This window comes from Nocardia sp. NPDC057227 (assembly GCF_042669725.1).
Taxonomy (GTDB): Bacteria; Actinomycetota; Actinomycetes; order Mycobacteriales; family Mycobacteriaceae; genus Nocardia; species Nocardia asteroides_A.
Genome location: NZ_JBHUXA010000002.1, coordinates 261,358 through 287,424, shown reverse-complemented (window position 1 = coordinate 287,424; position 26,067 = coordinate 261,358). Strand labels below are relative to the sequence as shown.

Genomic DNA, 26,067 nt, shown 5'->3' with positions numbered 1-26,067 from the left:
CGTCATCCTCGCGGAGGACCCCGCCCCGGACTACAGCTCCGGGGAGGAGGCCTGCGCCCAGAAGCGCTTGGGGATCCGCCCGGCCAGCCGGGCGGCATGCCCGGCGCGCACCGCGTCGGCCATGGCGGCGGCCATCAGCGCCGGTTTGCGGGCCCTGGTGACGGCGGTGGCGAGCAGCACGGCGGAGCAGCCGAGCTCCATGGCGAGCGCGGCGTCGCTCGCGGTACCGATGCCCGCGTCCAGGATGACCGGGACTTCGGCCCCGGCCACGATCATCTCGATGTTGTGCGGGTTGCCGATGCCGAGGCCGGTGCCGATCGGCGAGCCGAGCGGCATCACCGCGGCGCAGCCCGCCTCCTCGAGCCGGCGCGCCAGGATCGGATCGTCGTTGGTGTAGGGCAGCACGGTGAAACCCGCGTCGACCAGCTGCTCGGCGGCGCTGAGCAACTCGACCGGGTCCGGGAGCAGGGTGCGCTCGTCGGCGACCACCTCCAGCTTCACCCAGTCGGTCTCCAGCGCCTCGGCGGCGAGCTGCGCGGTGAGCACCGCCTCGGCGGCGGTGCGGCAGCCAGCGGTGTTCGGCAACGGGGCGATGCCGAGCCGCTTGAGCAGGTCGAGCACGCCGGTGCCGCCCGCGGCGTCGATCCGGCGCATGGCGACCGTGGTGAGCTCGGTGCCCGAGGCGAGTAGCGCCTCCTCCAGCACGGTGAGGTTCTCGGCGCCGCCGGTGCCCATCACCAGCCGGGAGCCGAACTCCCGGCCGGCGATGCGCAGCGGCTCGAACTCGGCGGCCTGGACCACGGTGGCCTCGGGTGTGGCGAGTTCAGCCACCCTGGACCGCCGTCAGGACCTCGATGCGCCAGCCGCGGCCGACCGGCTCGTCCCAGCGCGACTTGGGGAACACCGCGCCGTCGACGGCGAGCGCGATCCCCTTCGTCGGCAGCTCCAGCCGGTCGAGCAGTTCGCGCACCGAGAGCGGCTCGGCGAACTCGTGATCGGCGCCGTTCACGGTCACCCCGATCGGGATGGATGTCGTCATCCGATTCCTCCTGTGTCTGTGCGTGGCCCGTCGCCGGGCCGATCAGCAGCCGCGTGCACCGGCTCGCGGGCGTGGGGTGTCCCGTCGGCGGCGGCGCCGACCGGCTCCCCGATGTGCGGTGTCCCGGCGGCTGCGGGGCCGACCGGCTCCCCGGTGCGTGGCGCGCGGTGGACGGCGGCCGACGTGCTCCTGGCCAGGAACCGCCCCGGGTCGGCTACCTCGGCCGCGGGCAGCGAATCACCGTCGAGCAGCGCGAGTACGGCGTCCGCGGTGAGCGGAACGGCGAGCATGCCGTTGCGGCCGTGCCCGGTGGCGGCGATCACCCGGTCGTCGAGCGCGCCGATGAGCGGCAGGTTGTCCGGGCTGCCCGGGCGGGAACCTGCGCTCGCCTCGGCGAACTCGTACTCGGCGATGGCCGGGAACACCGCCTCGGCGTCGGCGATCAGATCGCGCACCCCGCCGACGGTGACCGCGGTGTCGAACCCCGCCTCGTACTGGGTGGCGCCGACCACGATCCCGTCGCCGCGCGGCACCAGGTAGAGCGCGCGCCCGTGCACCCTGGCCCGGATCACCCGGCCGGGCGCTGGCGCGGCGCCCGGCCGGTGCCGCAGCCGCAGGATCTCGCCCTTGACCGGCCGCACCGGCAGCCCGGGCCAGAGCCGGGCGGAGGCGGCGCCCGCGGCGAGCACCACCCGGTCGGCGTCGAGCGCGGCGAGGTCGTCCACCCGGTCGGCGTCGACCCGGACCCCGGCCATCTCGGCGGCGGCGCGCAGCGCGGTGATCAGCGCCCGGTTGTCGATGGCGGGCTCGTCGGCGAGCAACCCGGCGCGCACCGTGCGGGCCAGCCCGGACTCCCGCTCGCGCACCCCTGCGCGGTCGAGCAGCCGGAGTTCATGGCCGTACCCGGCGACGAAGTCGGCGATCGTGCGCAGGTCGGCGGCGTCGGCCCGGTCCAGCGCGACGGTCAGCGTCTGGTCGGCGACGAAGAGCGGGATGCCGGTGCGCGCGGTGAGCCGCTCGGCGAAGCCGGGCCAGCGCGCGAGCGCGGCGGCGCCGAAGCCGAGCACCCGCTCCTCGCCAGGCCAGCCCTCGGAGAGCGGGGCGAGCATGCCGCCCGCCACCCAGGACGCCCCCCCGGCGATCTCCGGATCGGAGATGGCAACGGACCACCCGGCCTCGGCGGCCCGCCATGCCACGGCGAGCCCGATGGCGCCGCCACCGACGACGGCCAGAGTCCGCATCCGCTCCACCTGCCTCCTTGTCCGTATCCACGGTAGCGCGGGGAGCACCTCCCGCTGCCGGGTGCCCGGTACCGGGTCGACGGGCGGGATCGGGGTGACTACCGTCCTCTCCATGCAACCCGGCCACCCGGTTCCGCCGATCACCCCAGCCCGGCCCGTTCCGCCCCGGGACCGGCTCGGCACCGCCCGGCTCTACCTCTGCACCGACGCCCGCCGCGAGCGCGGCGACCTGGCGAGCTTCGCCGAGGCCGCGCTGGCAGGCGGGGTCGACATCATCCAGCTGCGGGACAAGGGCTCGCCGGGCGAGGCGCGGTTCGGTCCGCTGGAGGCCAAGCAGGAGCTCGGCGCGCTGGCCGAGCTGAAGGCCGCCACGCGCAGGCACGGCGCGCTGCTCGCGGTGAACGACCGCGCCGACATCGCGCTGGCGGCGGGCGCCGACGTGCTGCACCTCGGCCAGGACGACCTGCCGCCCTGGTACGCGCGCAAGATCCTCGGCCCGGACGTGGTGCTCGGCCGCTCCACCCACGACCGCGACCAGGCGCGGCTGGCCGCGCTGGACGAGCACATCGACTACTTCTGCACCGGCCCGCTGTGGGCCACCCCGACCAAGCCGGGCAGGGAGGCCGCCGGGCTCGAGCTGGTGCGCGCGACCGCTGCCGCCGCGCCGGTGCGGCCCTGGTTCGCGATCGGCGGGATCGACGCGGAGCGGCTGCCCGAGGTACTCGCCGCGGGGGCGTCGCGGGTGGTCGTGGTGCGCGCGATCACCGAGGCCGCCGATCCGGAGGCCGCTGCCCGCGCGCTCAAGGCCGCGCTGGCCGCGGACGTCTGAGCCGTGCGGTCAGGAAAGCACCTGGCAGCGGGTGAACGAGAGAACAGCGGCGTCCGGCGGCGCTGCGGCAACGGCGGATTCGCGCGCCTCGGCCTCCCGGTCGACGATCCTGGCGAACTCGCCGGGGCCCGCGGGCTCGGCGTGCAGCCAGACGAAGCCGCGATCGGCCAGGTCGAGGGTGCGCGGCAGCGCCTTCGCGAGCCGGTCGTCGGCGGCGAGCCCGGCCGGGTCGATCCGCGCGGGGGCGGCCCGCAGCCCGGGCCAGGCCAACGCGAACCCGGGGTGCAGCGGGTGCTCGGCGACCTCGTCCTCCGGCACCCAGGCCAGCTCGGTGCTCTCCTTGTTGCCGACGGTGACCAGCGGGGACGGCGCGTCCGCGACGACGGTGGTGTAGGTCCAGCCGCTGGGCGCCTCCGCGGTCACCCGCTCGGCGCGGACCCGGACGTCATCGGCGCGGATGCCTGCCTCCTCCCACGCCTCGCGCACCGCCGCGTGCACGTTCGTCTCGTGGCTGTCCCTGGCTCCGCCGGGCAGCGCCCAGGTGCCACCCTGGTGGCTCCAGAGCGCCCGGTGCTGCAGCAGCACCGCCGAACCGCCACCGGCCAGCGGCGCCCGCAGCAGCAGCCCGGCCGCCCCGAAGCGGCCCCAGTGCTTCGAGCCGTCCGAGCCGAGCGACCAACCGTCCCCGTCACCACGCATCCGCACAACCCGCTCTCGTCCGGCCGCGGTGCTCCCGCCGGGGGCGTTTCACACACCGCGACTTCCGTACGACCACAATAAACTCCGAAGGCGGGCAGGTGCTCACCCGAAACTGGAGGTGGAGATGACGCCGGTCGATACCGACGTGCGAATCTTCGCGGCCTCCTCGCCAGGCAAGCTGCTCGCGATGGGCATGCTGGTCGTGCTGATCTGCCTCACCGCGGGGCTCACGACCTCGGACGAGGTCGGCGGCAGGCAGGACGCGCTGCGCACGCTACTCGCCGACTCCGAACCCGACGCGTACTCCGCGCACAGCCTCTACACCGCGCTCTCGGTGGCCGACGCCGCCGCCGGAACCGCCTTCATCGCGGGTGGCATCGAGCCGCAGCCGGTGCGCGACCGGTACAGCCAGGCGGTCGGCGAGGCCGCCGCCGAGCTGGTCGCCCGCTCCGGGCACAGCGGCGAGCCCGCGGACGGCCCGGACACCACGCTGCGCACCGGGATCGCCACCGGGCTCCCGGTCTACACCGGGCTGGTGGAGACCGCGCGCACCGCGAACCGCAGCGGCTACCCGGTCGGCGCCGCGTACCTCAGCGAGGCCTCCAACCAGATGCAGACCGTGCTGCTGCCGATGGCGGGCGACCTGCACGAGCACCGCTCGGCCGCGGTCGTGCAGGCCCAGCGCGACCACGTGCGCCCGCCGTGGAAGGCGATCCTGCTGCTCACCGTCGCGCTGCTGGCGCTGCTCTGGGCGCAGCGCGAGCTCGCGCACCGCTGGCACCGCACGCTGAACCCCGGGCTGCTCACGGCCAGCGTGCTGCTGCTCGCGCTCTTCGCCTGGACCGTGCTGGCCGGCTCGATCTCCGCGGTGGCCATGGTGCACGGCCGCGACGAGGGCGCGGTGCCCGGCTCCCGGCTCACCGAGAGCCGGATCCTGGTGCAGCAGGCGCGCGCCGCCGAGACGGTGAAGCTGGTCCGCCGCGATGCCACCGGCGACTACGACCGCACGTACGCGGCCGGGGTCACCCGGCTCGGCGAGCTGCTCGTCGGCTATCCGCCCGGCGCCCCCGCCGCCGACGACATCGCCTCCGCCCGCGCCGCGCTGGAGCGCTGGCAGGCCGCGCACCAGCGGATGAACGACATGCTGAACCGCGGCGACTGGGTCGGCGCCGCCGTCGTGGCGACCGGCCCCGCAGCGGCGGACTCGGCGGCCCAGGTGGAGGCGCTCGACACCGCGCTGGAGCACGCCGTCACCGAGACGAGGGACCGGCTGCGCGGCGAGGTCGCGACGGCGCTGCGGGTGCTGAACCTGCTCGCGCCGGGGGCGTACATCATCGGCATCGTGGCGGCGGTCTGCGTCGTCCTCGGATTGTGGCCGCGGCTGCGGGAGTACCGATGAGAGCGACGATTCCGCTGCTGCTGCTCCTCGCGCTGACCGCCGTCGCGGGCTGTGCGGAGCCGACGGCGCCCGGGGTGATCACCCGCACCGCCGCGTACACCGCCCCGCCGCTGCCCGCCCAGGCGGTGCCGATCACGCCGGGCGCCCCGCTGCCGACCGCCGCCACCGAGGACTGCGGCGACCCGACCGCGAGCCTGCGCCCGACCGGCGCGCTCACCGGCCCCGCGGTGGACGCCATCCGCAGGCGCGGGCGGCTGATCGTCGGGCTGGACGCGGGCAGCAACCTGCTGAGCTTCCGTGATCCGGTCTCCGGCAGCATCGTCGGCTTCGACGCCGATATCGCGCGGGAGGTCGCGCGGGACCTGCTCGGCGACCCGAACGCGGTCGAGTTCCGCAGCCTCGGCTCGGCCGATCGGGAGCGCGCGCTGATCGACCGCACCGTCGACATGGTCGCCAAGACCATGACCGTCACCTGCGAGCGGCGCCGCACCGTCACCTTCTCCAGCGTGTACCTGCGCGCGCAGCAGCGGGTGCTGGCGCTGGAGAACTCCGGGATCAACGGGATCGGCGACCTGGCCGGGCGCCGGGTCTGCGTGGTGCGCGGCACCACCTCGCTGGACCGGATCCGGCTGCAGCAGCCGGCCGCCACCGTGCTCACCGTCCCCACCTGGGCCGACTGCCTGGTGGTGCTGCAGCAGCGGCAGGTGGACGCGGCCAGCACCGACGACACCATCCTGGCCGGGCTGGCCGCGCAGGACCCGTACACCCGGGTGGTCGGGCCCGGCATCGCCGACGAGCCGTACGGGATCGGCATCCCCAAGGGCGATGACGACCTGGTGCGCGCGGTCAACGCCACGCTGGAGCGGATCCGCGCCGACGGCACCTGGACCGCGATCCACCGCCGCTGGCTCGCCGTCCTCGGCCCATCCCCCGCCCCGCCCGCTCCGACCTACCAGGACTGAGCGCCATGCCAGAAGCCGCTGTCCCGCCGCCCGAAGCCGCCGCCCCTCCACCCGACGCCGCGTCCCCCGAAACGCAGCGTGTGCCGTTCGCCGGTGCGGCGGATGCGGGTTCAGCGCCGGAGACCAGGCGGGTCCCCGCGCCCGACGACGAGCACGAGCCAGGCACGCAGCGCGCCGACCGCCCGGCGACGGGGGCGCTCGCCCCGACCGACGGCCCGGCGACGGGGGCACTCGCCCCCACCAACTCCGGGCGCAGCACCAGGACCACCCGCACCCGCCCGACCGTGCGCAAACTCGGCGCGGGGCTGGTCACCATCCCGCCGGTGCTCCCGGCCGACCCGCTCGCGGCGGTGCTCGACGACCCCGTCGTCGCCGAGGCCAAACGCTTCTGCTGGCGCTGCGGCTCCCCCGTCGGCCGCGCCACCGACGGCACCCCGGGCAGCACCGCGGGCACCTGCCCGACGTGCGGAGCCCACTACGACTTCCGCCCCGCCCTGCACCGCGGCGACATCGTCGGCGGCCAGTACGAGATCCAGGGCTGCCTCGCGCACGGCGGCCTCGGCTGGATCTACCTCGCGGTCGACCGCAACGTCGACGACCGCTGGGTGGTGCTCAAGGGCCTGCTGCACGCGGGCGACGCCGAGGCGCAGGCGGTCGCCATGGCCGAGCGCCGATTCCTGGCCGAGGTGGCGCACCCGAGCATCGTCAAGATCCACAACTTCGTCGAGCACACCGCGGCCGACGGCGAGAGCATCGGCTACATCGTCATGGAGTACGTCGGCGGCCACTCGCTGCGCGAGGTGCTCGACGACCGCCCGCGCCCGGAGCGCATGCCGGTCGCCGAGGCGATCGCCTACGTGCTGGAGATCATGCCCGCGCTGGAGCACCTGCACTCCACCGGGCTCACCTACAACGACCTCAAACCGGACAACATCATGATCACCGAGGACCAGGTCAAGCTGATCGACCTCGGCGCCGTCGCCCCCATCGAGGCGTACGGGAACCTGTACGGCACCAAGGGATTCCAGGCGCCGGAGATCGCGAACACCGGCCCGACCGTCGCCTCCGACGTCTACACCGTCGGCCGCACCCTCGCCGTGCTCACCCTCCGGCTGCCCACCGACGGCGGCCGCTACCTCGACGGCATCCCGGACCCGGCCGAGCACGAGGTGCTGCGCCGCTACCCGTCGTTCCACCGCCTCCTACGCTGCGCCACCGACCCGGAGCCGGAGCACCGCTTCCCCTCCGCGCGGACGATGGCGGCGCAGCTCACCGGCGTGCTGCGGGAGATCCTCGCGCTGGACACCGGCGCCGAGCATCCCCAGCTCTCCACCGTGTTCAGCCCGCCGCGCGCGGCCTTCGGCACCGAGGGCATCGTCCGCCGCACCGACGCCTACCTGGACGGCATCGCCAGGAACGAGACGCTGGAGGCCGCCGAGATCGCGGCCGCGCTCCCCGTCCCGCTGCTCGACCCCGCCGACCCCTCGGCCCCGCTGCTCGCCGCCACCGTGCACCCGGACCCGGAGCAGACCGTCCGCGCCCTGCACGACGCCCGCGAACGCGCCGCCACCGACCCGGCGAACGCACCGGAGACGCTGGACCTGGAGCTCACGCTCGCCGAGGCCAAGCTCTGGCTGGACCGCGGGGAGGCCGCGCGGGCGCGCGAACTGCTCACCCACCTCGACGGCGAGGACGACTGGCGAATCTCGTGGTTCCACGGCGTCGCCAAACTCCTCGACCGCGAGCACACCGCCGCCTACCGCGATTTCGACCGCGTGCTCGGCCTGCTCCCCGGCGAGATCGCCCCCAAACTCGCCCTCGCCGCCACCGCCGAGCTCCAGGCCCGCGATGCGCGGCACGGCCGGGCGCCCGCGGGCAAGGCCGCCGAACCGCCCACCGCGGCCCCTGTGCCCCCGCCGGTCGGCCCGACCGCCGAGCCGACGCCGCCCGCGGGACAACCACCCGCGGCGAACACCGAGGTTCCGGCGCTCGATGACCGGCCGGGCGCCGACCCCGGCGACTACGCGACCCGCGCCCGCCGCTACTACGAAACCGTCTGGCGCACGGACCGCGCAGTGGTCAGCGCCGCCTTCGGCCTGGCACGGCAGTGGTCGGCCCGCGGCCGGACCGCGGAGGCGGTGCGCGCACTCGACGAGGTCCCGCCCACCTCGCGGCACTACGCCACCGCACGCACCACCGCGGTGGTCCTGCTGCTCACCGCACACCCGCCCGCCGAGCTGGACGAGGGCACCCTGCAGCGCGCCGCCGCCAGGGTGCAGGCGCTCCCGGAGGGCGAACCCCGGGCTGTTCAGCTCCGGGTCCTTGTCCTCGGCGCCGCCCTCACCTGGCTGCAGGCCGGGAACGAGCCGGAGCACCGCACCCTCTTCGGCGCCCCCTTCACCGAGCGCGCCCTCCGCGACGCCACCGAGACCGGGCTGCGCTCCCTGGCCCGCGCCGCCCCCACCCGCGCCCACCGCTACGCCCTTGTCGACCTCGCGAACACCGTCCGCGCCAAGACCTGGTTCTGACCGCTACCCGTCCACCACCGCGACGGCCGCGCGCGCGATGGCCAGCTCCTCGTTGGTCGGCACCACGAGCACCGTCACCTCGGCCCCGTCCGGCGAGATCACCCGCGCCCCGCGCTCCTTCGCGATATTGCGCTCCGGATCGACCGCGATCCCGTATCGCTCCAGCCCGGCCAGCGCGTCGGCCCGCACCCCGGAATCGTGCTCCCCGACCCCGGCGGTGAACGTGATGGCCTGCACCGCCCCGAGTTCCACCAGGTACGCCCCGAGATACCGCCGCAGCCGGTGCACGTACACCTCGTAGGCCAGCCGCGCCCCGGCATCCTCCGCCTCGACGAGCTTCCGCAGCTCCCGGAAGTCGTTCACCCCGGCGAGCCCCTTCAACCCGGACTCCCGATTGAGCAGCCGATCCACCTCGTCCACCGCGACCCCGTTGCGCAGCAGGTGGGTGAGCACCCCCGGGTCGATGTCGCCGCCGCGGGTGCCCATGACCAGCCCCTCCAGCGGCGTCAGCCCCATGCTGGTGTCCACCGCCCTTCCGCCCCGGATGGCCGAGGCCGACGCTCCGTTCCCCAGGTGGAAGACGATCTGGTTCAGCTCCGCCTGCTCCCGCCCGAGCAGCAGCGCCACCTGCCCGGAGACGTACTCGTGCGACGTCCCGTGAAACCCGTAGCGCCGGATCCCGTACCGCTCCGCGGTGGCGGTGTCCAGCGCGTAGGTGCGGGCCGCGGCCGGAAGCCCGTGGAAGAAGGCGGTGTCGAAGACAGCGACCTGCGGCACCTCGGGCAGCAGCCTGCGCGCGCTCTCGATCCCGGTGCGGTTGGCCGGATTGTGCAGCGGCGCCAGCTCGGCCAGCTCGGTGATGGTGGCCAGCACCTCGTCGTCCACCAGCGTCGGCCGGTAGAAGACCTCGCCGCCGTGCACGACCCGGTGCCCGACCGCGGTGAGCCCGGCCCCCACCAGGTCGTACCCGGTCTCCGCGAACAGGTCGAAGGCCACCTTCAATCCGGCCTCGTGATCGGGGATCGCGAGCTCGCGCCGCACCTCCCGATCCCCGGTGCGGTGCTCGACCCTGCCGTCCCCCTCGCCGATCCGCTCGACCAGCCCGGAGGCCAGCACCTCCCCGGATTCCGGGTGCAGCAGCTGATATTTCAGCGAGGATGACCCCGAGTTGAGGACCAGGACCGTCGACATCGCTCTCCCACCTATCCCTGCGCCTGGATGGCGGTGATCGCCACCGTGTTCACGATGTCGGCCACCAGCGCACCCCGCGACAGGTCGTTCACCGGCTTGTTCAGCCCCTGCAGCACCGGGCCGATGGCGACCGCGCCCGCACTGCGCTGCACCGCCTTGTAGGTGTTGTTGCCCGTATTCAGGTCAGGGAACACGAAAACCGTCGCTTTTCCCGCCACCTGGGAATCCGGCAGCTTGGCGTCGGCCACCGTCGGCTCGATCGCCGCGTCGTACTGGATCGGCCCCTCGACCGGGAGTTCCGGGGCGCGCTGCCGCACCAGGTCGGTGCCGATCCGCACCTTGTCCACGTCGGCGCCGCTGCCGGATTCGCCGGTGGAGTAGGAGAGCATGGCCACCCGCGGCTCGATGCCGAAGCGCTGCGCGGTGGCCGCTGAGGAGACGGCGATGTCGGCGAGCTGCTCGGAGGTCGGGTCGGGCACCACCGCGCAGTCGCCGTAGGCCAGCACCCGGTCGGCCAGGCACATGAGGAAGACGCTGGAGACCGTCGCGACGCCTGGCACCGTCTTCACGATCTCCAGCGAGGGCCGGATGGTGTGCGCGGTGGTGTGCGCGGCGCCGGAGACCATCCCGTCGGCAATCCCCTCGTACACCATCAGGGTGCCGAAATAGGAGATGTCGGTGACGGTTTCGCGGGCCCGCTCCAGCGTCATCCCCTTGTGCTTGCGCAGCTCGGTGTAGATCTCGGCGAAGCGCTCCAGGTGCTCGGAGCCGAGCGGGTCGAGCACCTCGGCGGCGGTGATGTCGACGCCGAGCTCGGCGGCGCGGGCTCGGATCTTCTGCTCGTCGCCGAGGATCACCAGGTCCGCGATCCGGCGCTGCAGCACCCGCCCGGCCGCGCGCAGGATGCGGTCGTCGCCGCCCTCGGGCAGCACGATGCGCTTGCGGTCGGCCCTGGCCCGCTCGATGAGCTGGTACTCGAACATCTGCGGCGTCACGATCTCGGTGCGCGGCAGGTCGATCCGGGCCAGCAGCTCGGCGGCGTCGACGTGCTCCTCCATCAGCGCGAGCGCGTTGTCGACCTTGCGCGAGTTGCCCGACGACATCCGGCCCCGCGTGCCGTGCGCGGCGCCGGCGGCGTCGTAGGTGCCGAGCTTCGTGGTCAGGATGGGCAGCCGCGGCCGCAGCCCGGTGATCAGCCGGGAGATCGCCGGGTGCGGCAGCATCCCGCCGTTCATGATGATCCCGGCCAGCGACGGGAAGCCGTCGGCCTCGTGCGCGGCGACCACGCCGAGCAGCACGTCCGAGCGGTCGCCGGGGGCGATCACCACCACGCCCTCGGTGAGCCGCTCCAGGATGTGCTCGGCGGTCATGCCGCCGACCATCACCGCGAGCGCCTCCCGATGCAGCAGCTCGGGATCGCCGCTCCACAGCTCGCCGTCGACGGCCGTGCACAGCTCGGCCATGGTCGGCGCGATCAGCAGCGGCACCTCGGGCAGCGTCCAGCACGGGACGTCGAACCCGGACAGCTCGGTGCGGATCGCACCGAGTGCCTCCGGGTCGCAGCGGTTCGCCACGATCGCGACCGACTGCGCGTGCTCGGCGTGCAGCTCGCTGGTACACAGCTCGACCAGCTGCCGCACCTCGTCCGGGGTGCGCCCCGCGCCGCGCACAACGAGCAGCACCGGGGCGCCGAGATTCACCGCGATCCTGGCGTTGAAGCGCAGCTCGCTCGGGCTGGCGACGTCGGTGTAGTCGCTGCCGACCACCACCACCGCGTCGCAGGCCGCGGCCACCTCGTGGAACCGCATCACGATCTCGCTGATCGCGGAGTCCGGGTCGGCGTGCACCTGGTCGTAGGTGACACCGACCGCCTGCGCGTAGTCGATGTCGGCGGTGCTGTGCTCGAGCAGCAGCTCCAGGATGTAGTCCGGCTCGGTGGTGGAGCGGGTGATCGGCCGGAAGACGCCGACCCTGGCCGCGGTGGCGCACAGCATCTGCAGCACCCCGAGCGCCACCGTCGATTTCCCGGTGTCGCCCTCCGGGGAGGCGATGTAGACGGTGGACGGAGCGTGATCGGCCATGGCGACGAGCTTAGTGAAGGAACCGGACGGATCGCCCGGTGCGAGCGGCCCCGGCATGAACTGTCGGCAACCACACCGCGAACGACCCTATTCGTCGAACGGGGTGCGGGTCCGGTGCACCAGATCGGCCACCGAATCGATCACCGCGGTCGGCCGGTACGGGTACGCCTCGACCGACACCCGGGTGGAGATCCCCGAGGTCACCAGGATGGTGCGCATGCCTGCCTCCAGCCCGGAGATGACGTCGGTGTCCATCCGGTCGCCGATCATCACCGTCGACTGCGAGTGCGCGCCGAGCCTGCGCAGCGCCGAGCGCATCATGAGCGGGTTCGGCTTGCCGACGTAGTACGGGTCGCGGCCGGTGGCCCTGGTGATCAGCGCGGCCACCGAACCCGTCGCGGGGAGCACGCCGTCGCGCGAGGGGCCGGTGGCGTCCGGGTTCGTCGCGATGAAGCGCGCACCCCGATCGACCAGGCGAATCGCGGTGGTGATCGCCTCGAAGGAGTAGGTGCGGGTCTCGCCGAGCACCACGTAGTCCGGGTCGCTGTCGGTGAGCACGTAGCCGATCTCGTGCAGCGCCGTCGTCAGCCCGGACTCGCCGACCACGTACGCGGTGCCGTTCGGCCGCTGGTCGTCCAGGAAGGTCGCGGTGGCCAGCGCCGAGGTCCAGATCGCCTCCTGCGGGATGTCCAGCCCCGAGTGCCGCAGCCGCGCCTGCAGGTCGCGCGGCGTGCGGATCGAGTTGTTGGTGAGCACGAGGAACGGGATCTCGTTGTCCCGCAGCTCGCGCAGGAACGCGTCCGCCCCCGGGATGAGGTGGTCCTCGTGCACCAGGACACCGTCCATGTCGGTCAGGTAGGACAGGATCGGTTCGTCGTTGGCCATCACGGAGCAATTATCGCGCGTTCTTCCCCTCCGCGCGGCGCGCCGCCCTGGTGGCGCGTGCCATCCGGAACAGATAGGCCGGGGTCGGCGGCACCCAGGCGAGCTGCTTGGCGGTGCCGAGGTCGTCGCGGTTGGCCCAGTGCTCGACGATCAGCCCGTCCGCGATCCGGAACCAGTGCGTCTGGGTGGTGGCGAAGCTCCGCCCGGTGGGCGGGAACGCCTGCTCCACCCCGCCATCGGCGTCGTAGGTGACGAACGGGCCGGTGTGCCGCCCGGACATGGTGGTGCGCACGACGACGAGGTCGCCGTCTGCCACCACCTCGTGCACCTCCCAGCGCAGGTCGGAGTAGGCGGCGCGGAGCCAGAGCGCGGTCGCGTAAAAACCCGCGGGGCCGGGCACGCGGCAGGCGGGCGGCTCGTCGATCGCCTCGCGATTGGTCGCCTCGGGGTGCACGACGGTGTGGAAGTCGGCTTCCGCGCCGGTCGCCATGAAGTCGAGGCTGCGCAGGGCGAGCGTGCGGGGGTCGGTGGAAGTGGTCATGCGGGTTCCTCGCTCGATCGAAGGGGTTGCGGAGGTGGATCGGATCCGGCGGCCCCGATGTCAACGGTCCGGCGGAATTCATCGCGCCGCGCACGTCGCGCGGCGGTGGGTCGCCAGGCAAAACGGCTGGCCGCCGGTGACGCGCTGCGCGAGGATGTGACCGCCGCGTTGGCGGCCGACGACAAGGAGCCCCCGGCGATGACCGACCCGACGCACCCCCGCTTCCCGCGCGCCGCGCGCTACCACCCGGACTGGATCAGGGCGGCCGTGAGCGGCGGCGCCAACCCGCTGTGGCTCACCGAGTGGCTCACCGAGGTGGTCGAGCTGCGGCCCGGCATGCGGGTGCTCGACCTCGGCTGCGGTCGCGGCGCCTCCTCGGTGTTCCTGCACACCGAGTTCGACGTCGAGGTGTGGGCGGTCGATCTCTGGTTCGACGCCGCCGAGCGGGCGCAGCGCTTCCGCGACGCCGGCGTCGCCGACGCGGTCTACGCCCTGCACGCGGATGCCCGCGCGCTGCCCTTCGCCCCCGGCTTCTTCGACGCCGTGCTCAGCATCGACTCCTTCGTCTACTACGGCACCGACGACCTCTACGCCCAGTACCTGACCCGCTTCCTGCGCCCCGGCGGCCAGCTCGGCATCGCGGGCGCCGGGCTCACCGCCGACCCCGGGTGGCCGGTCCCGGCGCACCTGGCCGCCTGGTGGGAGCCGGCCCTGGCCTGCCTGCACACGGCGGAGTGGTGGCAGGCGCACTGGGAACGCAGCGGTCTGCTCGACGTCGAACTGGCGGACGCCATGCCGGACGGCTGGCAGCGCTGGCTGGACTGGCAGCGCGCCGTCGCCCCGGACAACGCCCCCGAGATCGCCGCGCTGGCGGCCGACCGCGGCCGCCACCTCGGCTACGTGCGCGCCGTCGCCCGCCGCCGCGCCGACGTCGAGCCGGACGAGCCGATCACCACCGTCCCCACCGCCTACACCCCGCACCCGCTGCTGCGCGACCCCGCGCCGGGGGCCGAGTAGCACCGCTCCTCTATGGTCGATGAAGGCGGGCGCCCGGCACGAAGTGCCCGCGGCAACGTGGCGACAGGAGCGGCGCACATGGCAGACCTCAAGCTCGGGTACAAGGCCTCGGCCGAGCAGTTCGGACCGCGGGAACTGGTGGAGATCGCCGTCCTCGCCGAGGAGCACGGCCTCGACAGCGCGACCGTCAGCGATCACTTCCAGCCCTGGCGGCACAAGGGCGGCCACGCCCCCTTCTCCCTGGCCTGGATGGCCGCGGTCGGCGAACGCACGAAGCGGATCGAGCTCGGCACCTCGGTGCTCACCCCGACCTTCCGCTACAACCCCGCGGTGATCGCCCAGGCCTTCGCCACCATGGGCGTGCTCTACCCCGGCCGGGTGTTCCTCGGCGTCGGCACCGGCGAGGCGCTGAACGAGATCGCCACCGGCTACAAGGGCGAGTGGCCCGACTTCAAGGAGCGCTTCGCCCGGCTGCGCGAGTCGGTCGCGCTCATGCGCGCACTCTGGACCGGTGACCGGGTCGACTACGACGGCGAGTACTACCACACCGTCGGCGCCTCCATCTACGACGTCCCCGAGGGCGGCATCCCCGTCTACATCGCCGCGGGCGGCCCGGTCGTGGCCCGCTACGCCGGCCGCGCGGGCGACGGCTTCATCTGCACCTCGGGCAAGGGCATGGAGCTCTACACCGAGAAGCTGCTGCCCGCCGTCGCCGAAGGCGCCGCCAAGGCCGAACGCGACCTCGACCCCATCGACAAGATGATCGAGATCAAGATCTCCTACGACACCGACCCCGAGCTCGCGCTGGAGAACACCCGCTTCTGGGCCCCGCTCTCGCTCACCCCCGAGCAGAAGCACTCCATCACCGACCCCATCGAGATGGAAGCCGCCGCCGACGCCCTGCCGATCGAACAGATCGCCAAGCGCTGGATCGTCGCCAGCGACCCCGACGAAGCCGTCGAACAGATCAAGCCCTACCTCGACGCCGGCCTGAACCACCTGGTCTTCCACGCCCCCGGCCACGACCAGCGCCGCTTCCTCGACCTCTTCCAGCGGGACCTGGGGCCGCGGCTGCGCAAGCTGGGCTAGGAGTCCAGCTCGAGCCGATCCATCGTCGCCGCGAGTTCGGTGAGCGCGGCGACGATCTCGGCGAACCGCTCGGCGCCCAGCTCGGCGGCGAGCCGGTGCGCCACCTGCGCGTGCTGCGGGCTGATCCGGCGCACGGCGGCCAGCCCCTCGTCGGTGACGGCGACCAGCTTGGCGCGCCGGTGCGCCGGATTCTCCCGGTACTCGGCGAGCCCCTTGCCGACCAGCAGGTCGGCGATGCGCTGCACGCTCTGCCTGGTGATCCCCATCGCCCGCGCGATGCCCGCCACCGGGAGCGGCTCGGGCAGCACCGCGCCGAGCACCTGCCACCAGGCGGCGGTGAGCCCGGCGGGCGCGGCGAGCTTCTCGGCGACCGCGAGGAAGCGGCCGTTCAGCGCGAACGAGGTGATGGCCGCGGTGCTGAACAGCTCCTGCTCGGTCACGCCCCGTGCTCCGCGAGCACGGCGTAGGCGCTCGGGTCGCGCTCGGCGAAGAGCCGGAACCAGGCGTCCAGTACCTGCGGCTCGTAGACGTCGAGCGCCGCGAAGACCTGGTGCGCGAAGTGGAACGGCGCCAGCGAGGTCGCGGTGACCACGTTGCCGTCGGTGACCGCGGGCTCGTTCCGGTAGTGCGCGCTGCCCGCGTAGCCGCTGGCGGCGAGGTAGCCGGGGTCGTTGCTGGTGTGCGCCCTGGTGTCGAGCAGCCCGGCCTTGGCGAGCCCGAAGGTGGCGCCGCAGATGGCCGCGACCGGGCGCCCGGCGTCGAGGAAGTCGCGGGCGAGTTCGGCGAAGCCCTCCAGCTCGTCGCCCTGATCCCAGAGGTTCGCCCCCGGCAGGATGAGCGCCGCCGCCCGGTCGAGGTCGACCTCGGCCAGATCCACGTCGGGCAGGACGCGCATGCCGCCGCCGGTGGTCACCGGCTCGGTGCCGCGGCCGACCGTGCGCACCGCGAGCGAGCCCGGCTCGCGCTGCAGCTCGGGGTTGTTGAGGTAGGCGATGGCGGCCCCGACCTCCCAGTCGGCCAGGGTGTCGTAGACCGCCGTGTACACGATGCGAGGTTCCGAAGTCATGACAGCATCCTGTCATGTTTGACAGGATGCTGTCAACAGCTCAGCCCAGCGCGTGGTCCAGGTCCGCGATCAGGTCCTCGACGTCCTCCAGGCCGACCGAGATGCGGACGACGCCGTCGGTGAGCCCGATTCCGGCCCGCCCCTCCGCGCCCATCGCCCGGTGCGTGGTGGTGGCCGGGTGCGTGATCAGCGTCTTGGCGTCGCCGAGGTTGTTCGAGATGTCGACCACCCGCAGCCGGTTCAGCACCTCGAAGGCGCGCTTCTTGCCCTCGCCGTCGCCGGCGGCGAGCTCGAAGGTGACCACGGTGCCGCCGCCGCTCATCTGCGCGGTGGCGAGATCGTGCTGCGGGTGCGTCTCCAGGAACGGGTAGCGCACCCAGCCGACCGCCGGGTGGCCCTCCAGGAAGCGGGCGACCTTGAGCGCCGACTCGGTGGAGTGCTTCACCCGCAGCGGCATGGTCTCCAGCCCCTTGAGCAGGGTCCACGCGTTGAACGGGCTGAGCGCGGGGCCGGTGTGCCGCATGAGCGTCTTCACCGGGCCGTCGATGTACTCCCGGTCGCCGAGGATGGCGCCACCGAGCACCCGGCCCTGGCCGTCGATGTGCTTGGTGCCGGAGTAGACCACCACATCGGCGCCGAGCTCCAGGCTGCGCTGCAGCAGCGGGGTGGCGAAGACATTGTCCAGCACCACCTTCGCGCCCGCCGCGTGCGCCAGCTCGCTCACCCGCCGCACGTCGACCAGGTTCTGCATGGGGTTGGCCGGGGTCTCGAAGAAGACCGCCTGGGTCGGCACCGAGAGCGCCTGCTCCCACTGGTCCAGGTCCTCGCCGTCGACGAAGACCGTCTGCACGCCCCAGCGCGGCAGGATCTCGTTGGCCACCACGAAGCAGGAGCCGAAGAGGCTGCGCGCGGCGACCAGCCGATCGCCCGCCTTCAGCAGCGCGCCGAGCGCGGTGAAGACCGCCGCCATGCCGCTCGCGGTGGCGAAACACGCCTCCGCGCCGTCGATCAGCCGCATCCGCTCCTCGAAGACGGCGACCGTCGGGTTGCCGTAGCGGGAGTAGACGAAGTGCTCGACATCGCCGGTGAAGGCGGCCTCGGCCGCCTCGGCGCTCTCGTAGACGAAGCCGGAGGTGAGGTAGAGCGCCTCGGAGGTCTCCTCGAACCCCGAGCGGCGCAGCCCGCCGCGCACGCCGAGCGTGGCCGGGCCGACGTTCTCCGGCAACGGCCGCTCGAAGGCGCCCCCGGTGATCACGACTGCCGCCAGGGCAGGCCGTCGGCGCGCCAGCCCGCGGTGCCGCGGCGGCCGTCGCCGTCCAGCGGGCCCTCGAAGCCGTCGATCACGTTGTAGGAGGGGGCGATTCCGGCGCCGGTCGCCAGGGTGGCGGCGTTCGCCGAGCGCTGGCCGGAGCGACACAGGAACACGACGGGCGCCTCCGGCTCACGCCCGGCCAGCGCCTGGTTCAGCTGCTCGAGGAAGGCCGGGTTCGGCGTGCCGGTGCCGTCCACCCACTCGATCAGCGCCGTCGGCCGGTCCACCTCGGCGGTGTCCGGGACCCCGACCCAGCGCCACTCCGCCTCGGTGCGCACGTCGACCAGCACCGCGGACGGGTTGTCGCGCAGCAGCTCCCACGCCTGCTTCGGGGTGATGTCGCCGGCATAACTCATGTCGAACCTCCTGTGAATCCACGCTTGCCGCACGGGAACGCCACATACGGCCAGGTCGTCACCCGGAGCACCCCGCCGCGGAGGAGGGTTGCCGACCAGCCGAGCCGGGGCTTGACGCTGGTTCTCATGACCTTGCGATCCGAGATTGCCCCGGGAAAGCAGGTGCTGTCAACACGAGTTCTCCCGCGTCCGGGCGCGTCATCCGCAGACCAGCCAGCGGTCGCCTTCCTTCGCCAGGTTCCAGGTGGCGGTGGCCGTGCGGCCGTCCACCCGCGTGGTCACCGTGATCCGGCCGCGCGCGCCGTCGACCACCGGGTTCGCCAGCTCGGCGACCTCGATATCGGTGCTGGTTTCCGGCCCGCCCAGCTGCTCGGCGAGCGGCGAGGCGGCCTCGTCGAAGCCGGGGCAGGCGGTGCCGGGCGGGGGCACCAGGTCGCTGCGGCCGCGCGCGTCGGCGTAGTTGCGCACCGCCGCCGCCAGTTTGTCCGCCTCTGTGACATTTTTCTCAGCGGGCGAGAGCACCCCGGCGAGCACGATCCCCACCAGGACCAGCACCGCGACCACACCCGCCGCCACGAACGGCACGATCGATCGGACTTCCGGCTCGTCGCCGCCGGGCTGCTGCTCGCTCATCCCTCGATGATCACCGATGACCTGGGCCGTCGGCGCACCGGCCCCGGCACGATACCCGCTGCGTACCCGGGTCGCGGACCGAGCGGAGCAGGGCCGATAGAATGGCTGCTTGCGACTCGTGCCGGAGCCGCCGTCCGATGCTCCGGGGAGAATGGGAGCGCGGTTCCGTACCGATCTCAGGTTAGCCTGGGCTAAGTAGACGCCAGATGAACGTATCGACCGAAGGTGCGCGTGAACATGACCGAACAGAGTGAGGCGGCCCGGCCGCTCCGCATTGCGATCGTGGGTGCAGGCCCGGCCGGGATCTATGCCGCCGACGCGCTGATGAAGTCCGACGCGGACGTCTCCATCGATCTCTACGAGCGGATGCCGGCGCCGTTCGGCCTGATCCGCTACGGCGTCGCGCCGGACCACCCGCGGATCAAGGGCATCATCACCGCGCTGCACAAGGTGCTGGACAAGGAGCAGGTGCGGCTGCTCGGCAACATCGACTACGGCACCGACATCACCCTGGACGATCTGCGCCGCTTCTACGACGCCGTGATCTTCTCCACCGGTGCCAACGCCGACCGCGCGCTCACCATCCCCGGCATCGAGCTGGACGGCTCCTACGGCGCCGCCGACTTCGTCTCCTGGTACGACGGCCACCCGGACGTCCCGCGCAGCTGGCCGCTGGAGGCCGAGCAGGTCGCGGTGCTCGGCGTCGGCAACGTCGCGCTGGATATCGCCCGCGTGCTCGCCAAGACCGGCGACGAGCTGCTGCCGACCGAGATCCCGCCGAACGTCTACGAGGGCCTCAAGCAGAACAAGGCCCTCGAGGTGCACGTCTTCGGCCGCCGCGGCCCCGCGCAGGCCAAGTTCACCCCGCTGGAGCTGCGCGAGCTTGACCACTCGCCGACCATCGAGGTCATCGTCGATCCGCAGGACATCGACTACGACGAGGGCTCCGAGGCCGCGCGCAGGCACTCCAAGCAGGTCGACATGGTCGCCAACACGCTGGAGCAGTGGGCCATCCGCGATCAGGGCGACCGCCCGCACAAGCTCTTCCTGCACTTCTTCGAGGCGCCGACCGAGGTGGTCGGCGACGCCGACGGCAAGGTCGTCGGGCTGCGCACCGAGCGCACCCAGCTGGACGGCACCGGCAACGTCAAGGGCACCGGCGAGTACCGCGACTGGGAGGTGCAGGCCGTGTACCGCGCCGTCGGCTACCTGTCGCAGAACGTCACCCAGCTGCCCTTCGACGACCAGGCGGGCACCGTGCCGAACGAGGCGGGCCGCGTCCTGATCGACGAGAACGCCGACGGCCCGGCCCGCTACCTGCCCGGCACCTACGTGACCGGCTGGATCAAGCGCGGCCCGGTCGGCCTGATCGGCCACACCAAGGGCGACGCCAACGAGACCGTCGCCTGCCTGCTCGACGACAGCAAGAACTTCCCGCGCGCCGAGAACCCCGACCCGGCGGCCGTGGTCGAGTTCCTCGAGGGCAAGGGCGTGCCCTACACCACCTGGCAGGGCTGGTACCGCCTCGACGCGCACGAGCGCTCGCTGGGCGAGCCGGAGGGCCGCGAGCGGGTCAAGGTCGTGGAGCGCGAGGACATGCTGCGCGCCAGCGAGCCGAACAAGGTCTAGCCCGCGGCCGGGCGCGACGCCTGCCGGAACGTACCGTCCGGCAGGCGACAGCCGCGCCCACCTCGAGGCATTCTGTACACGTGTTCGATGCCCACGTCCACATCTTCGACCCGCGGTTCCCGCTGGCCGAGAACGAGGGACACCTGCCCTCCTCCTACACCATCGCCGACTATCGAAAGCGGATGGCGCGCTTCGACATCAGCGGCGGCGCCGTGGTCAGCGGCTCCTTCCAGGGGACCGACCAGAGCTACCTGAAGGCCGCGCTCGCCGAGCTCGGCGCGGGTTGGGTCGGCGTCACCCGGCTGGACCTGGACGCCTCCGACGGGGAGATCCAGGAGCTGAACAAGATCGGCGTGCGCGCGCTGCGCTTCAATCTGAAGCGCGCGGCGGGCGACATCACCCAGCTCACCCAGCAGGCGGTGCGGGCGCACGACATCGCAGGCTGGCACGTCGAGCTGTATATCGACGGTCAGATGCTGGCCTCGCTGCAACCCGTCGTCACCAAGCTGCCCGCGCTCTCCGTCGACCACCTCGGCATGTCCGCCGAAGCCGTGCCGTACCTGCTCGACCTGGTCGACCGCGGCGCCCGCGTGAAGGCCACCGGCTTCGGCCGCGTCCAGATGCGCGTCCCCGACACCCTGCGCCGCATCCACGCCGTGAACCCCAGCGCACTCATGTTCGGCACCGACCTGCCCGGCACCCGCGCGGGCCGCCCCTTCCGCGACTCCGACGTCGACCTGCTCTGCGACGTCATCGGCACCGACATGCACGCCGTCCTGGAAGACAACGCCCGCGCCTTCTACAAACTCCCCGCCCGCCGCCGCCCCGCCGGCTCCGACCCCCGCCCCGGCCGCTGGCAAGCCGTTCCCGAGGACCCGCCGACCCTCCCCCTGCGCCGCGACCAGCTCCCCCGGCTCGACCCCAACGCCACCCTTCCCCTACCGGTCATCGAGTAGCCGGCTCGCCCCGGTGACCGATCGAGGTGGCCAGCTCAGGCCACGAACGCCCCGATCAGCCACACCCCGGTGGCGAGCAGCGCCCCGAACAGCTCGATCAGAATCGACAGCCCGACGCCCTTCAGCGCGTGCCCCGTCGACCTGCGCGCCTGCTGCTCATCGGGCAGCCGCTGCACCTCCGACAGGTACACCCCCAGCACGAACCCGAGCACCAGCCCGACCACCGGCACCACGAAGAACCCGACGATCCCCAGCACCGCCCCGATCAGCAACGTCCGGTTCGGCACCCCCGCCGCCTTGATGTTCTTCCCCGGCCACGTGTACTTCACCACGCCCGAGATCACCAGCAGCACAGTCGCTATCGCCAGAACCGTCCACGCCGTCGCCCCGCCGGTCAGGAACGCCCAGACGGCGATCGCTCCGAAGATCAGGATCACACCCGGCATGATCGGCACGATGATGCCGACGAGTCCGACCAGGATCACCAGTCCGACAAGGACCTCGCCCCATACGCTCACGGGGGCATTGTCGCCGATGTCCGGGTCGAGTGCAGCACCTACCGGAGTATGGTGAGAAGTATGGCGACAAAGAAGATCACGGTCACCATCCCGGAGGAGCTCCTGGACGAGGTCCGCGCGGAGATCGCCGAACGCGGCCTGTCGGCGTACATCACCGAGGCGGTTCGAGCGCAACGGGATCGCGACCTCATCGGCGAGCTGGCGGACCGGCTGGAGCAGGAGCACGGGGCCGTCACCGCCGAGGAGGCCGCGACAGCCGACCGGGAACTCGACGACCTGCACGCCGAGCACATCCGTCGCCGGACGGCCAAGGGCGGCCAGGGCGCCGCGTGACACCCACCCGCCGACCCCAGCCGATACCGCAGACCTTCGTCCTCGACAGCGAGGCACTGGCGCTGGCCGTCCGCGGCGACCGCACGATGCTTGCCCGCCTGGCCAATGCGCGCGCCGGCCACGTCGACGTGATCACCTCCCCGATGACGCTCATCGAGGCGCACGATCCCCGAACCCCCGCTGCGCGATGGAACTGGGTGGTCTCCCGGATGCGGGTCGCCACGATCGGCAAGGACGAGGCGCGGGCGGCCCGCGAACTGCTCACCGACGCCGGGCTGCACGGGCATAAATACGCGATCGACGCCGCGCTGGCGGTTGTCGCCATGAAACAGCCGGGGTTCGTCACCGTCTTCACCTCCGACGTCGACGATCTGGAGCGACTGCTGCCACCCACCGTGCTGGTCCGAAAGGTCTGATCGCACCACCCCGGCAGGGGCGCATAGACCCGCAACCCCTTGTTGTCATACTGTCAATACGAACGGCTGCGACGACGAACCGAGGTAGGGCGTGAGCACAGAAACCACCGGCAAGCAGGGCCCGCTCGCGGGCATCAAGGTGATCGAACTGGCCGGGATCGGCCCCGGCCCGCACGCGGCACTGCTGCTCGCCGACCTCGGCGCCGACGTGGTGCGCGTGCAGCGCCCCCATCAGCTGCCCGGGCACATGGAGCGCCCGCAGTGGCGCGGCCGCACGATCGTGGAGGCCAACCTCAAGGACCCGGCCGACATCGCGAAGGTGCTCGACCTGGTCGAGAAAGCCGACGTGCTGATCGAAGGCTTCCGCCCCGGGGTCACCGAGCGCATGGGCCTCGGCCCGGACGCCGTGCTGGAGCGCAACCCGCGCGTCGTCTACGGCCGGATGACCGGCTGGGGCCAGGACGGCCCGCTCGCGGACCGCGCCGGCCACGACATCAACTACATCTCCATCACCGGCGTGCTGCACGCCATCGGCCGCAAGGGCGAGCGCCCGGTGCCGCCGCTGAACCTGGCGGGCGACTTCGGCGGCGGCTCGATGTACCTGGTCTTCGGCATCCTGGCGGCGCTGGTCGAGCGGCAGACCTCCGGTAAGGGCCAGGTCATCGACGCGGCCATGGTGGACGGCGCGATCTCGCTCTCGCACATGATCTGGGGCATGCGCGGCGTCGGGCTGTGGTCCGAGGAGCGCGGCACCAACCTGCTCGACACCGGCATGGCGTTCTACGACACCTACGAGACCGCCGACGGCAAGTACATGGCTGTCGGCGCGATCGAGCCGCAGTTCTACGCCGAGCTGCTGAAGGGGCTGGAGATCGACCCGGCCGGGCTCCCGCACCAGATCGACCCGAACGGGCAGGACGAGCTCAGGAAGCTCTTCACCGAGAAGTTCAAGTCCAGGACCCGCGACGAGTGGGCCGCCGTCTTCGAGGGCACCGACGCCTGCACCAGCCCGGTGCTCACCTTCACCGAGGCCGAGCAGAATCCGCACCTGGTGGCGCGGAACAGCCTGGTCGACATCGACGGCGTGGTGCAGCACGCGCCCGCCCCGCGCTTCTCGCGGACGCCGCCCGAGGTGCCGAGCGCGCCGCCCACCGAGGCGACGCCGATCGACAAGGTCTGGGCGGAGTAGGTTCTCGACCGGTGGTGCGGGCGTTTCCGCACCACCGGTTATCGTTCCCGCTGTGGCACAACCGAATACGTACGCGCTGTACGCGTGGGGCAACTTCATCCGGGAGACCGAGCTGGACCGGCTCGGCGGCTGGCTCGCGCCCGATGTACTCAACGGCACGCTGAGCTTCGAGAATCCGTTCCTGGTGTTCCACGACGATCTCGCGCTACGCGTGGACGCGAGCCGGAGCTGGTATCTGGTCGATGGCGACTATGTCCTCGGGCGTGACGTCGTCTCGCCTGGAGACGATTGGCGGGTCGGTTATCTGCGTCTCGCCACCGACGGTACCGAGGAAGCGGCGATGCGCTGGATCGATGGCATCGAGGAGGATGCTGAGCTCGACCGTGTCGACAGCGCGGACGGCAGAGTCGGACCGCTCGGACAGGTCGTCGCGGTGTGGGAAGATCCGCACGGGCAGTGGGATCTGGCCATGGTGAAGCAGCAGAACTAGCGACCGCCCGCCCCGGCTGATGCCGAAGCGGGCGGTGTGACCGAATGCCGCCGCCGGCGTATTACCTGCTGGCCCAGAACACCTGGCAGCCATTGCCGGTGGCGGTGACGCGGAGTCCGCTGCCGGTGCGCGGTCAGTAGGTCAATGGCTGGAGGGGGTCGGCGGCGCGCGGGGTGAGGGCTTCGTAGGCGCTGGCGATCGACTTGACCGCCAGCCGCAGGTCCGCCTCCTGATGGGTATACGGAAGGCGAAGGAAGCGCTCGAAGGCGCCCTGGACGCCGAAGCGCGGGCCCGCGGTCAGCAGGACGCCGTGGTTCGGAGCCGTAGCGGCAAGAGCGGTGGAGACGGGTGCGGGCAGCTGCGCCCACACGGACATGCCGCCGGTGTTCGGCGCGACCCGCCAGTCCGGAAGCTCCTCGGCGAGTGCGTCCAGCAGCGCTGCCCGCTGGTCGCGCAGGTGGCTCCGGCGGCGGTCGAGCAGCACGTCGGAGATGCCGAGCAGGTGGACCAGGGCGAGCTGGTCCATGACGGGGGTGCCGAGGTCGACGGTGGAGCGGATGCCGAGCAGCTTGGTGATGAGCGCCTGATTGGTGCGGATCCAGCCGACGCGCAGCCCGCCCCAGAACGATTTCGAGGCCGAGCCGATCGTCACGATCTCCGAGCCCTTCGCGAAAGCCGCTGCCGGCGGCGGAGATTGGGAGCCACTGAGGTCGAGCTCGCCCATGGACTCGTCGACGACGACGGTCATGCGGGTTTCGCGGGCGATGGCGGCGAGTTCGGCGCGGTCCTCGGCGTCCATGCGGAGGCCGGTGGGGTTGTTGAAGTCGGGGACCAGGTAGGCGAGGGTGGCGGCGGTTTGCCTGGCGGCGCTGCGGATGCCGTCCAGGTCCCAGGCCTTGCCCGGCTCGTCGGGGCGCAGCGGGACGGGGACCGGGCGGGCGCCGACGTCGCGGATGGCCTCGATGCCGTTGGGGTAGGTGGGGTGGTCGATGAGGACGCGCGCCGCCGGCGAGGTGAGGACGTTGAGCAGCAGCCGGAGGCCGTGCTGGGCGCCGAGGGTGACCAGGATCTGGTCCGGGCCGGTGGGGAGGCCGCGTTCGGTGTAGCGGCGGGCGATGGCCTCGCGGAGGGCGAGCACGCCGACCGGGTCCATGCCGTGGGTGCCGAGGAAGGACGGGATGCCATCCAGGGCGGCGGCGTAGGCCTCGCGCATCTCCGGTGGGGCGGTCATGGCGGCGTAGGTGAGGTCGATGGTGGGCTGCTCGGGCTGGGTCATCATGGCGAGGATGCTGCGGGACGGTTTGCTGCCGTCGTGCTGGACGGCGGCGGGCAGCGCGACGGTGCTGCGCGAACCCTGCCTGCTTATCAGGTAGCCGTGCTCGCGGAGCAGCGCGTACGTGGAGGTGATCGTGGTGCGGCTGACGCCGAGCGTGGTCGCCAGGTCGCGTTCGCTGGGCAGCGCGACGCCGAGCGGTGCACGGCCGTCGTGGATGAGCAGCCGGATGCCCTCGGCCAGGGCCAGGTAGGCGGGGCGGGAACCGCGCTTGCCCTCGGCCTCGTCGCCCGCGCTGCGCCAGTTGCCCAGGTCGCGGGTGAGGCTGGTCGCACCGATCACTCTTGTCGCCATAAAGTCCAGTATTCGGCAAGTGGCTATGTATCGGCAAGTCC

26 protein-coding genes, 1 pseudogene and 1 riboswitch are annotated in these 26,067 nt (G+C 72.5%); of the genes and pseudogenes, 12 read left to right on the top strand and 15 right to left on the bottom strand.

What is annotated here, in order from left to right; all coding sequences use genetic code 11:
* Nucleotides 1-30: 30 nt before the first annotated feature.
* From ACFUJ1_RS04605 to thiO, 3 genes and pseudogenes are all read right to left on the bottom strand, one after another.
* Entirely contained in the window at nucleotides 31-831 is an 801-nt protein-coding gene (locus ACFUJ1_RS04605; RefSeq protein WP_378642403.1) for a thiazole synthase, read from the bottom strand.
* Entirely contained in the window at nucleotides 824-1,039 is a 216-nt protein-coding gene (gene thiS / locus ACFUJ1_RS04600; protein WP_378642400.1) for a sulfur carrier protein ThiS, read from the bottom strand. Before thiS ends, ACFUJ1_RS04605 begins: the two co-directional genes overlap by 8 nt.
* A 197-nt stretch (nucleotides 1,040-1,236) precedes the next feature.
* Nucleotides 1,237-2,280, bottom strand: a pseudogene (thiO, locus tag ACFUJ1_RS04595) (glycine oxidase ThiO); the annotation flags it as partial.
* Between the two features lie 112 nt (nucleotides 2,281-2,392).
* Here thiO and thiE point away from each other — a divergent pair.
* Nucleotides 2,393-3,109: a thiamine phosphate synthase gene (thiE, locus tag ACFUJ1_RS04590; protein ID WP_378642398.1), complete on the top strand. Its 717-nt coding sequence runs from the start codon at nucleotides 2,393-2,395 to the stop codon at nucleotides 3,107-3,109.
* Nucleotides 3,110-3,118: 9 nt separating this feature from the next.
* Here the strand turns inward: thiE and ACFUJ1_RS04585 are convergent, their stop codons facing one another.
* Nucleotides 3,119-3,808, bottom strand: coding sequence for an NUDIX domain-containing protein (locus ACFUJ1_RS04585; RefSeq protein WP_378642395.1), 690 nt, complete (start codon nucleotides 3,806-3,808; stop codon nucleotides 3,119-3,121).
* 124 nt (nucleotides 3,809-3,932) lie between these two features.
* On the opposite strand from ACFUJ1_RS04585, the gene ACFUJ1_RS04580 reads away from it, so the two are divergent.
* From ACFUJ1_RS04580 to ACFUJ1_RS04570, 3 genes are read left to right on the top strand one after another with little or no spacing between them, the layout of a single operon-like run.
* Nucleotides 3,933-5,207 carry a hypothetical protein gene (locus ACFUJ1_RS04580; protein WP_378642393.1) on the top strand — a complete coding sequence of 425 codons (1,275 nt, stop codon included), beginning with the start codon at nucleotides 3,933-3,935 and terminating at the stop codon, nucleotides 5,205-5,207.
* Nucleotides 5,204-6,169: a glutamate ABC transporter substrate-binding protein gene (locus ACFUJ1_RS04575; RefSeq protein WP_378642391.1), complete on the top strand. Its 966-nt coding sequence runs from the start codon at nucleotides 5,204-5,206 to the stop codon at nucleotides 6,167-6,169. The genes ACFUJ1_RS04580 and ACFUJ1_RS04575 overlap by 4 nt, the downstream gene beginning before the upstream one ends.
* Before the next feature lie 5 nt (nucleotides 6,170-6,174).
* On the top strand, nucleotides 6,175-8,697 hold the full coding sequence (locus tag ACFUJ1_RS04570; protein WP_378642388.1) for a tetratricopeptide repeat protein: 2,523 nt from the start codon (nucleotides 6,175-6,177) through the stop codon (nucleotides 8,695-8,697).
* Between the two features lie 3 nt (nucleotides 8,698-8,700).
* On the opposite strand, the gene ACFUJ1_RS04565 is transcribed toward ACFUJ1_RS04570, so the two are convergent.
* The 4 genes from ACFUJ1_RS04565 to ACFUJ1_RS04550 all read right to left on the bottom strand — a co-directional run bounded on the left by ACFUJ1_RS04565 (nucleotide 8,701) and on the right by ACFUJ1_RS04550 (nucleotide 13,395).
* Complete coding sequence (locus ACFUJ1_RS04565; protein ID WP_378642386.1) at nucleotides 8,701-9,888, bottom strand: acetate kinase; 1,188 nt, start codon at nucleotides 9,886-9,888, stop codon at nucleotides 8,701-8,703.
* A gap of 11 nt (nucleotides 9,889-9,899) precedes the next feature.
* Nucleotides 9,900-11,969 (bottom strand): phosphate acetyltransferase, encoded by a 2,070-nt coding sequence (gene pta, locus ACFUJ1_RS04560; RefSeq protein ID WP_378642383.1) that lies wholly within the window; start codon nucleotides 11,967-11,969, stop codon nucleotides 9,900-9,902.
* An 87-nt stretch (nucleotides 11,970-12,056) separates the two neighbouring features.
* Nucleotides 12,057-12,854 carry an HAD-IIA family hydrolase gene (locus ACFUJ1_RS04555; RefSeq protein WP_378642381.1) on the bottom strand — a complete coding sequence of 266 codons (798 nt, stop codon included), beginning with the start codon at nucleotides 12,852-12,854 and terminating at the stop codon, nucleotides 12,057-12,059.
* Nucleotides 12,855-12,864: 10 nt separating this feature from the next.
* Nucleotides 12,865-13,395, bottom strand: a complete 531-nt coding sequence (locus tag ACFUJ1_RS04550; RefSeq protein ID WP_378642379.1) for an ester cyclase — start codon at nucleotides 13,393-13,395, stop codon at nucleotides 12,865-12,867.
* 105 nt (nucleotides 13,396-13,500) lie between these two features.
* Between ACFUJ1_RS04550 and ACFUJ1_RS04545 the strand changes: the two genes are divergently transcribed.
* Nucleotides 13,501-14,412, top strand: coding sequence for an SAM-dependent methyltransferase (locus ACFUJ1_RS04545; RefSeq protein ID WP_378642378.1), 912 nt, complete (start codon nucleotides 13,501-13,503; stop codon nucleotides 14,410-14,412).
* Nucleotides 14,413-14,490: 78 nt separating this feature from the next.
* Nucleotides 14,491-15,501 (top strand): glucose-6-phosphate dehydrogenase (coenzyme-F420), encoded by a 1,011-nt coding sequence (fgd, locus tag ACFUJ1_RS04540; protein ID WP_378642376.1) that lies wholly within the window; start codon nucleotides 14,491-14,493, stop codon nucleotides 15,499-15,501.
* On the opposite strand, the gene ACFUJ1_RS04535 is transcribed toward fgd, so the two are convergent.
* The 5 genes from ACFUJ1_RS04535 to ACFUJ1_RS04515 form a co-directional block, all read right to left on the bottom strand.
* Nucleotides 15,498-15,941, bottom strand: a complete 444-nt coding sequence (locus tag ACFUJ1_RS04535; RefSeq protein WP_378613131.1) for a MarR family winged helix-turn-helix transcriptional regulator — start codon at nucleotides 15,939-15,941, stop codon at nucleotides 15,498-15,500. The genes fgd and ACFUJ1_RS04535 overlap by 4 nt on opposite strands.
* Complete coding sequence (locus ACFUJ1_RS04530; RefSeq protein WP_378642374.1) at nucleotides 15,938-16,567, bottom strand: DJ-1/PfpI family protein; 630 nt, start codon at nucleotides 16,565-16,567, stop codon at nucleotides 15,938-15,940. The genes ACFUJ1_RS04535 and ACFUJ1_RS04530 overlap by 4 nt, the downstream gene beginning before the upstream one ends.
* A 40-nt stretch (nucleotides 16,568-16,607) precedes the next feature.
* Nucleotides 16,608-17,822, bottom strand: a complete 1,215-nt coding sequence (locus tag ACFUJ1_RS04525) for an O-succinylhomoserine sulfhydrylase (protein WP_378642372.1) — start codon at nucleotides 17,820-17,822, stop codon at nucleotides 16,608-16,610.
* Nucleotides 17,819-18,235 (bottom strand): rhodanese-like domain-containing protein, encoded by a 417-nt coding sequence (locus tag ACFUJ1_RS04520; protein WP_378642370.1) that lies wholly within the window; start codon nucleotides 18,233-18,235, stop codon nucleotides 17,819-17,821. Before ACFUJ1_RS04520 ends, ACFUJ1_RS04525 begins: the two co-directional genes overlap by 4 nt.
* Before the next feature lie 15 nt (nucleotides 18,236-18,250).
* Nucleotides 18,251-18,367, bottom strand: a riboswitch (SAM riboswitch).
* 66 nt (nucleotides 18,368-18,433) lie between these two features.
* Complete coding sequence (locus ACFUJ1_RS04515) at nucleotides 18,434-18,868, bottom strand: hypothetical protein (protein WP_378642368.1); 435 nt, start codon at nucleotides 18,866-18,868, stop codon at nucleotides 18,434-18,436.
* A gap of 237 nt (nucleotides 18,869-19,105) precedes the next feature.
* Here ACFUJ1_RS04515 and ACFUJ1_RS04510 point away from each other — a divergent pair, with 237 nt between their 5' ends.
* Together ACFUJ1_RS04510 and ACFUJ1_RS04505 are read left to right on the top strand one after the other, a co-directional pair.
* Nucleotides 19,106-20,497 carry an FAD-dependent oxidoreductase gene (locus tag ACFUJ1_RS04510; RefSeq protein ID WP_378642366.1) on the top strand — a complete coding sequence of 464 codons (1,392 nt, stop codon included), beginning with the start codon at nucleotides 19,106-19,108 and terminating at the stop codon, nucleotides 20,495-20,497.
* A gap of 80 nt (nucleotides 20,498-20,577) precedes the next feature.
* Nucleotides 20,578-21,453, top strand: a complete 876-nt coding sequence (locus ACFUJ1_RS04505; RefSeq protein ID WP_378642364.1) for an amidohydrolase family protein — start codon at nucleotides 20,578-20,580, stop codon at nucleotides 21,451-21,453.
* A gap of 35 nt (nucleotides 21,454-21,488) precedes the next feature.
* Here the strand turns inward: ACFUJ1_RS04505 and ACFUJ1_RS04500 are convergent, their stop codons facing one another.
* Nucleotides 21,489-21,971 carry a DUF456 domain-containing protein gene (locus ACFUJ1_RS04500; protein ID WP_378642362.1) on the bottom strand — a complete coding sequence of 161 codons (483 nt, stop codon included), beginning with the start codon at nucleotides 21,969-21,971 and terminating at the stop codon, nucleotides 21,489-21,491.
* Between the two features lie 60 nt (nucleotides 21,972-22,031).
* On the opposite strand from ACFUJ1_RS04500, the gene ACFUJ1_RS04495 reads away from it, so the two are divergent.
* From ACFUJ1_RS04495 to ACFUJ1_RS04480, 4 genes are all read left to right on the top strand, one after another.
* Nucleotides 22,032-22,304 (top strand): hypothetical protein, encoded by a 273-nt coding sequence (locus ACFUJ1_RS04495; RefSeq protein ID WP_378642360.1) that lies wholly within the window; start codon nucleotides 22,032-22,034, stop codon nucleotides 22,302-22,304.
* Nucleotides 22,301-22,720, top strand: coding sequence for a DNA-binding protein (locus tag ACFUJ1_RS04490; RefSeq protein WP_378642358.1), 420 nt, complete (start codon nucleotides 22,301-22,303; stop codon nucleotides 22,718-22,720). The genes ACFUJ1_RS04495 and ACFUJ1_RS04490 overlap by 4 nt, the downstream gene beginning before the upstream one ends.
* 91 nt (nucleotides 22,721-22,811) lie before the next feature.
* On the top strand, nucleotides 22,812-23,909 hold the full coding sequence (locus ACFUJ1_RS04485) for a CaiB/BaiF CoA transferase family protein (RefSeq protein WP_378642356.1): 1,098 nt from the start codon (nucleotides 22,812-22,814) through the stop codon (nucleotides 23,907-23,909).
* Between the two features lie 52 nt (nucleotides 23,910-23,961).
* Complete coding sequence (locus tag ACFUJ1_RS04480) at nucleotides 23,962-24,399, top strand: hypothetical protein (RefSeq protein WP_378642354.1); 438 nt, start codon at nucleotides 23,962-23,964, stop codon at nucleotides 24,397-24,399.
* 133 nt (nucleotides 24,400-24,532) lie between these two features.
* On the opposite strand, the gene ACFUJ1_RS04475 is transcribed toward ACFUJ1_RS04480, so the two are convergent.
* Nucleotides 24,533-26,026 (bottom strand): PLP-dependent aminotransferase family protein, encoded by a 1,494-nt coding sequence (locus ACFUJ1_RS04475; RefSeq protein ID WP_378642352.1) that lies wholly within the window; start codon nucleotides 26,024-26,026, stop codon nucleotides 24,533-24,535.
* Nucleotides 26,027-26,067 lie beyond the last annotated feature (41 nt).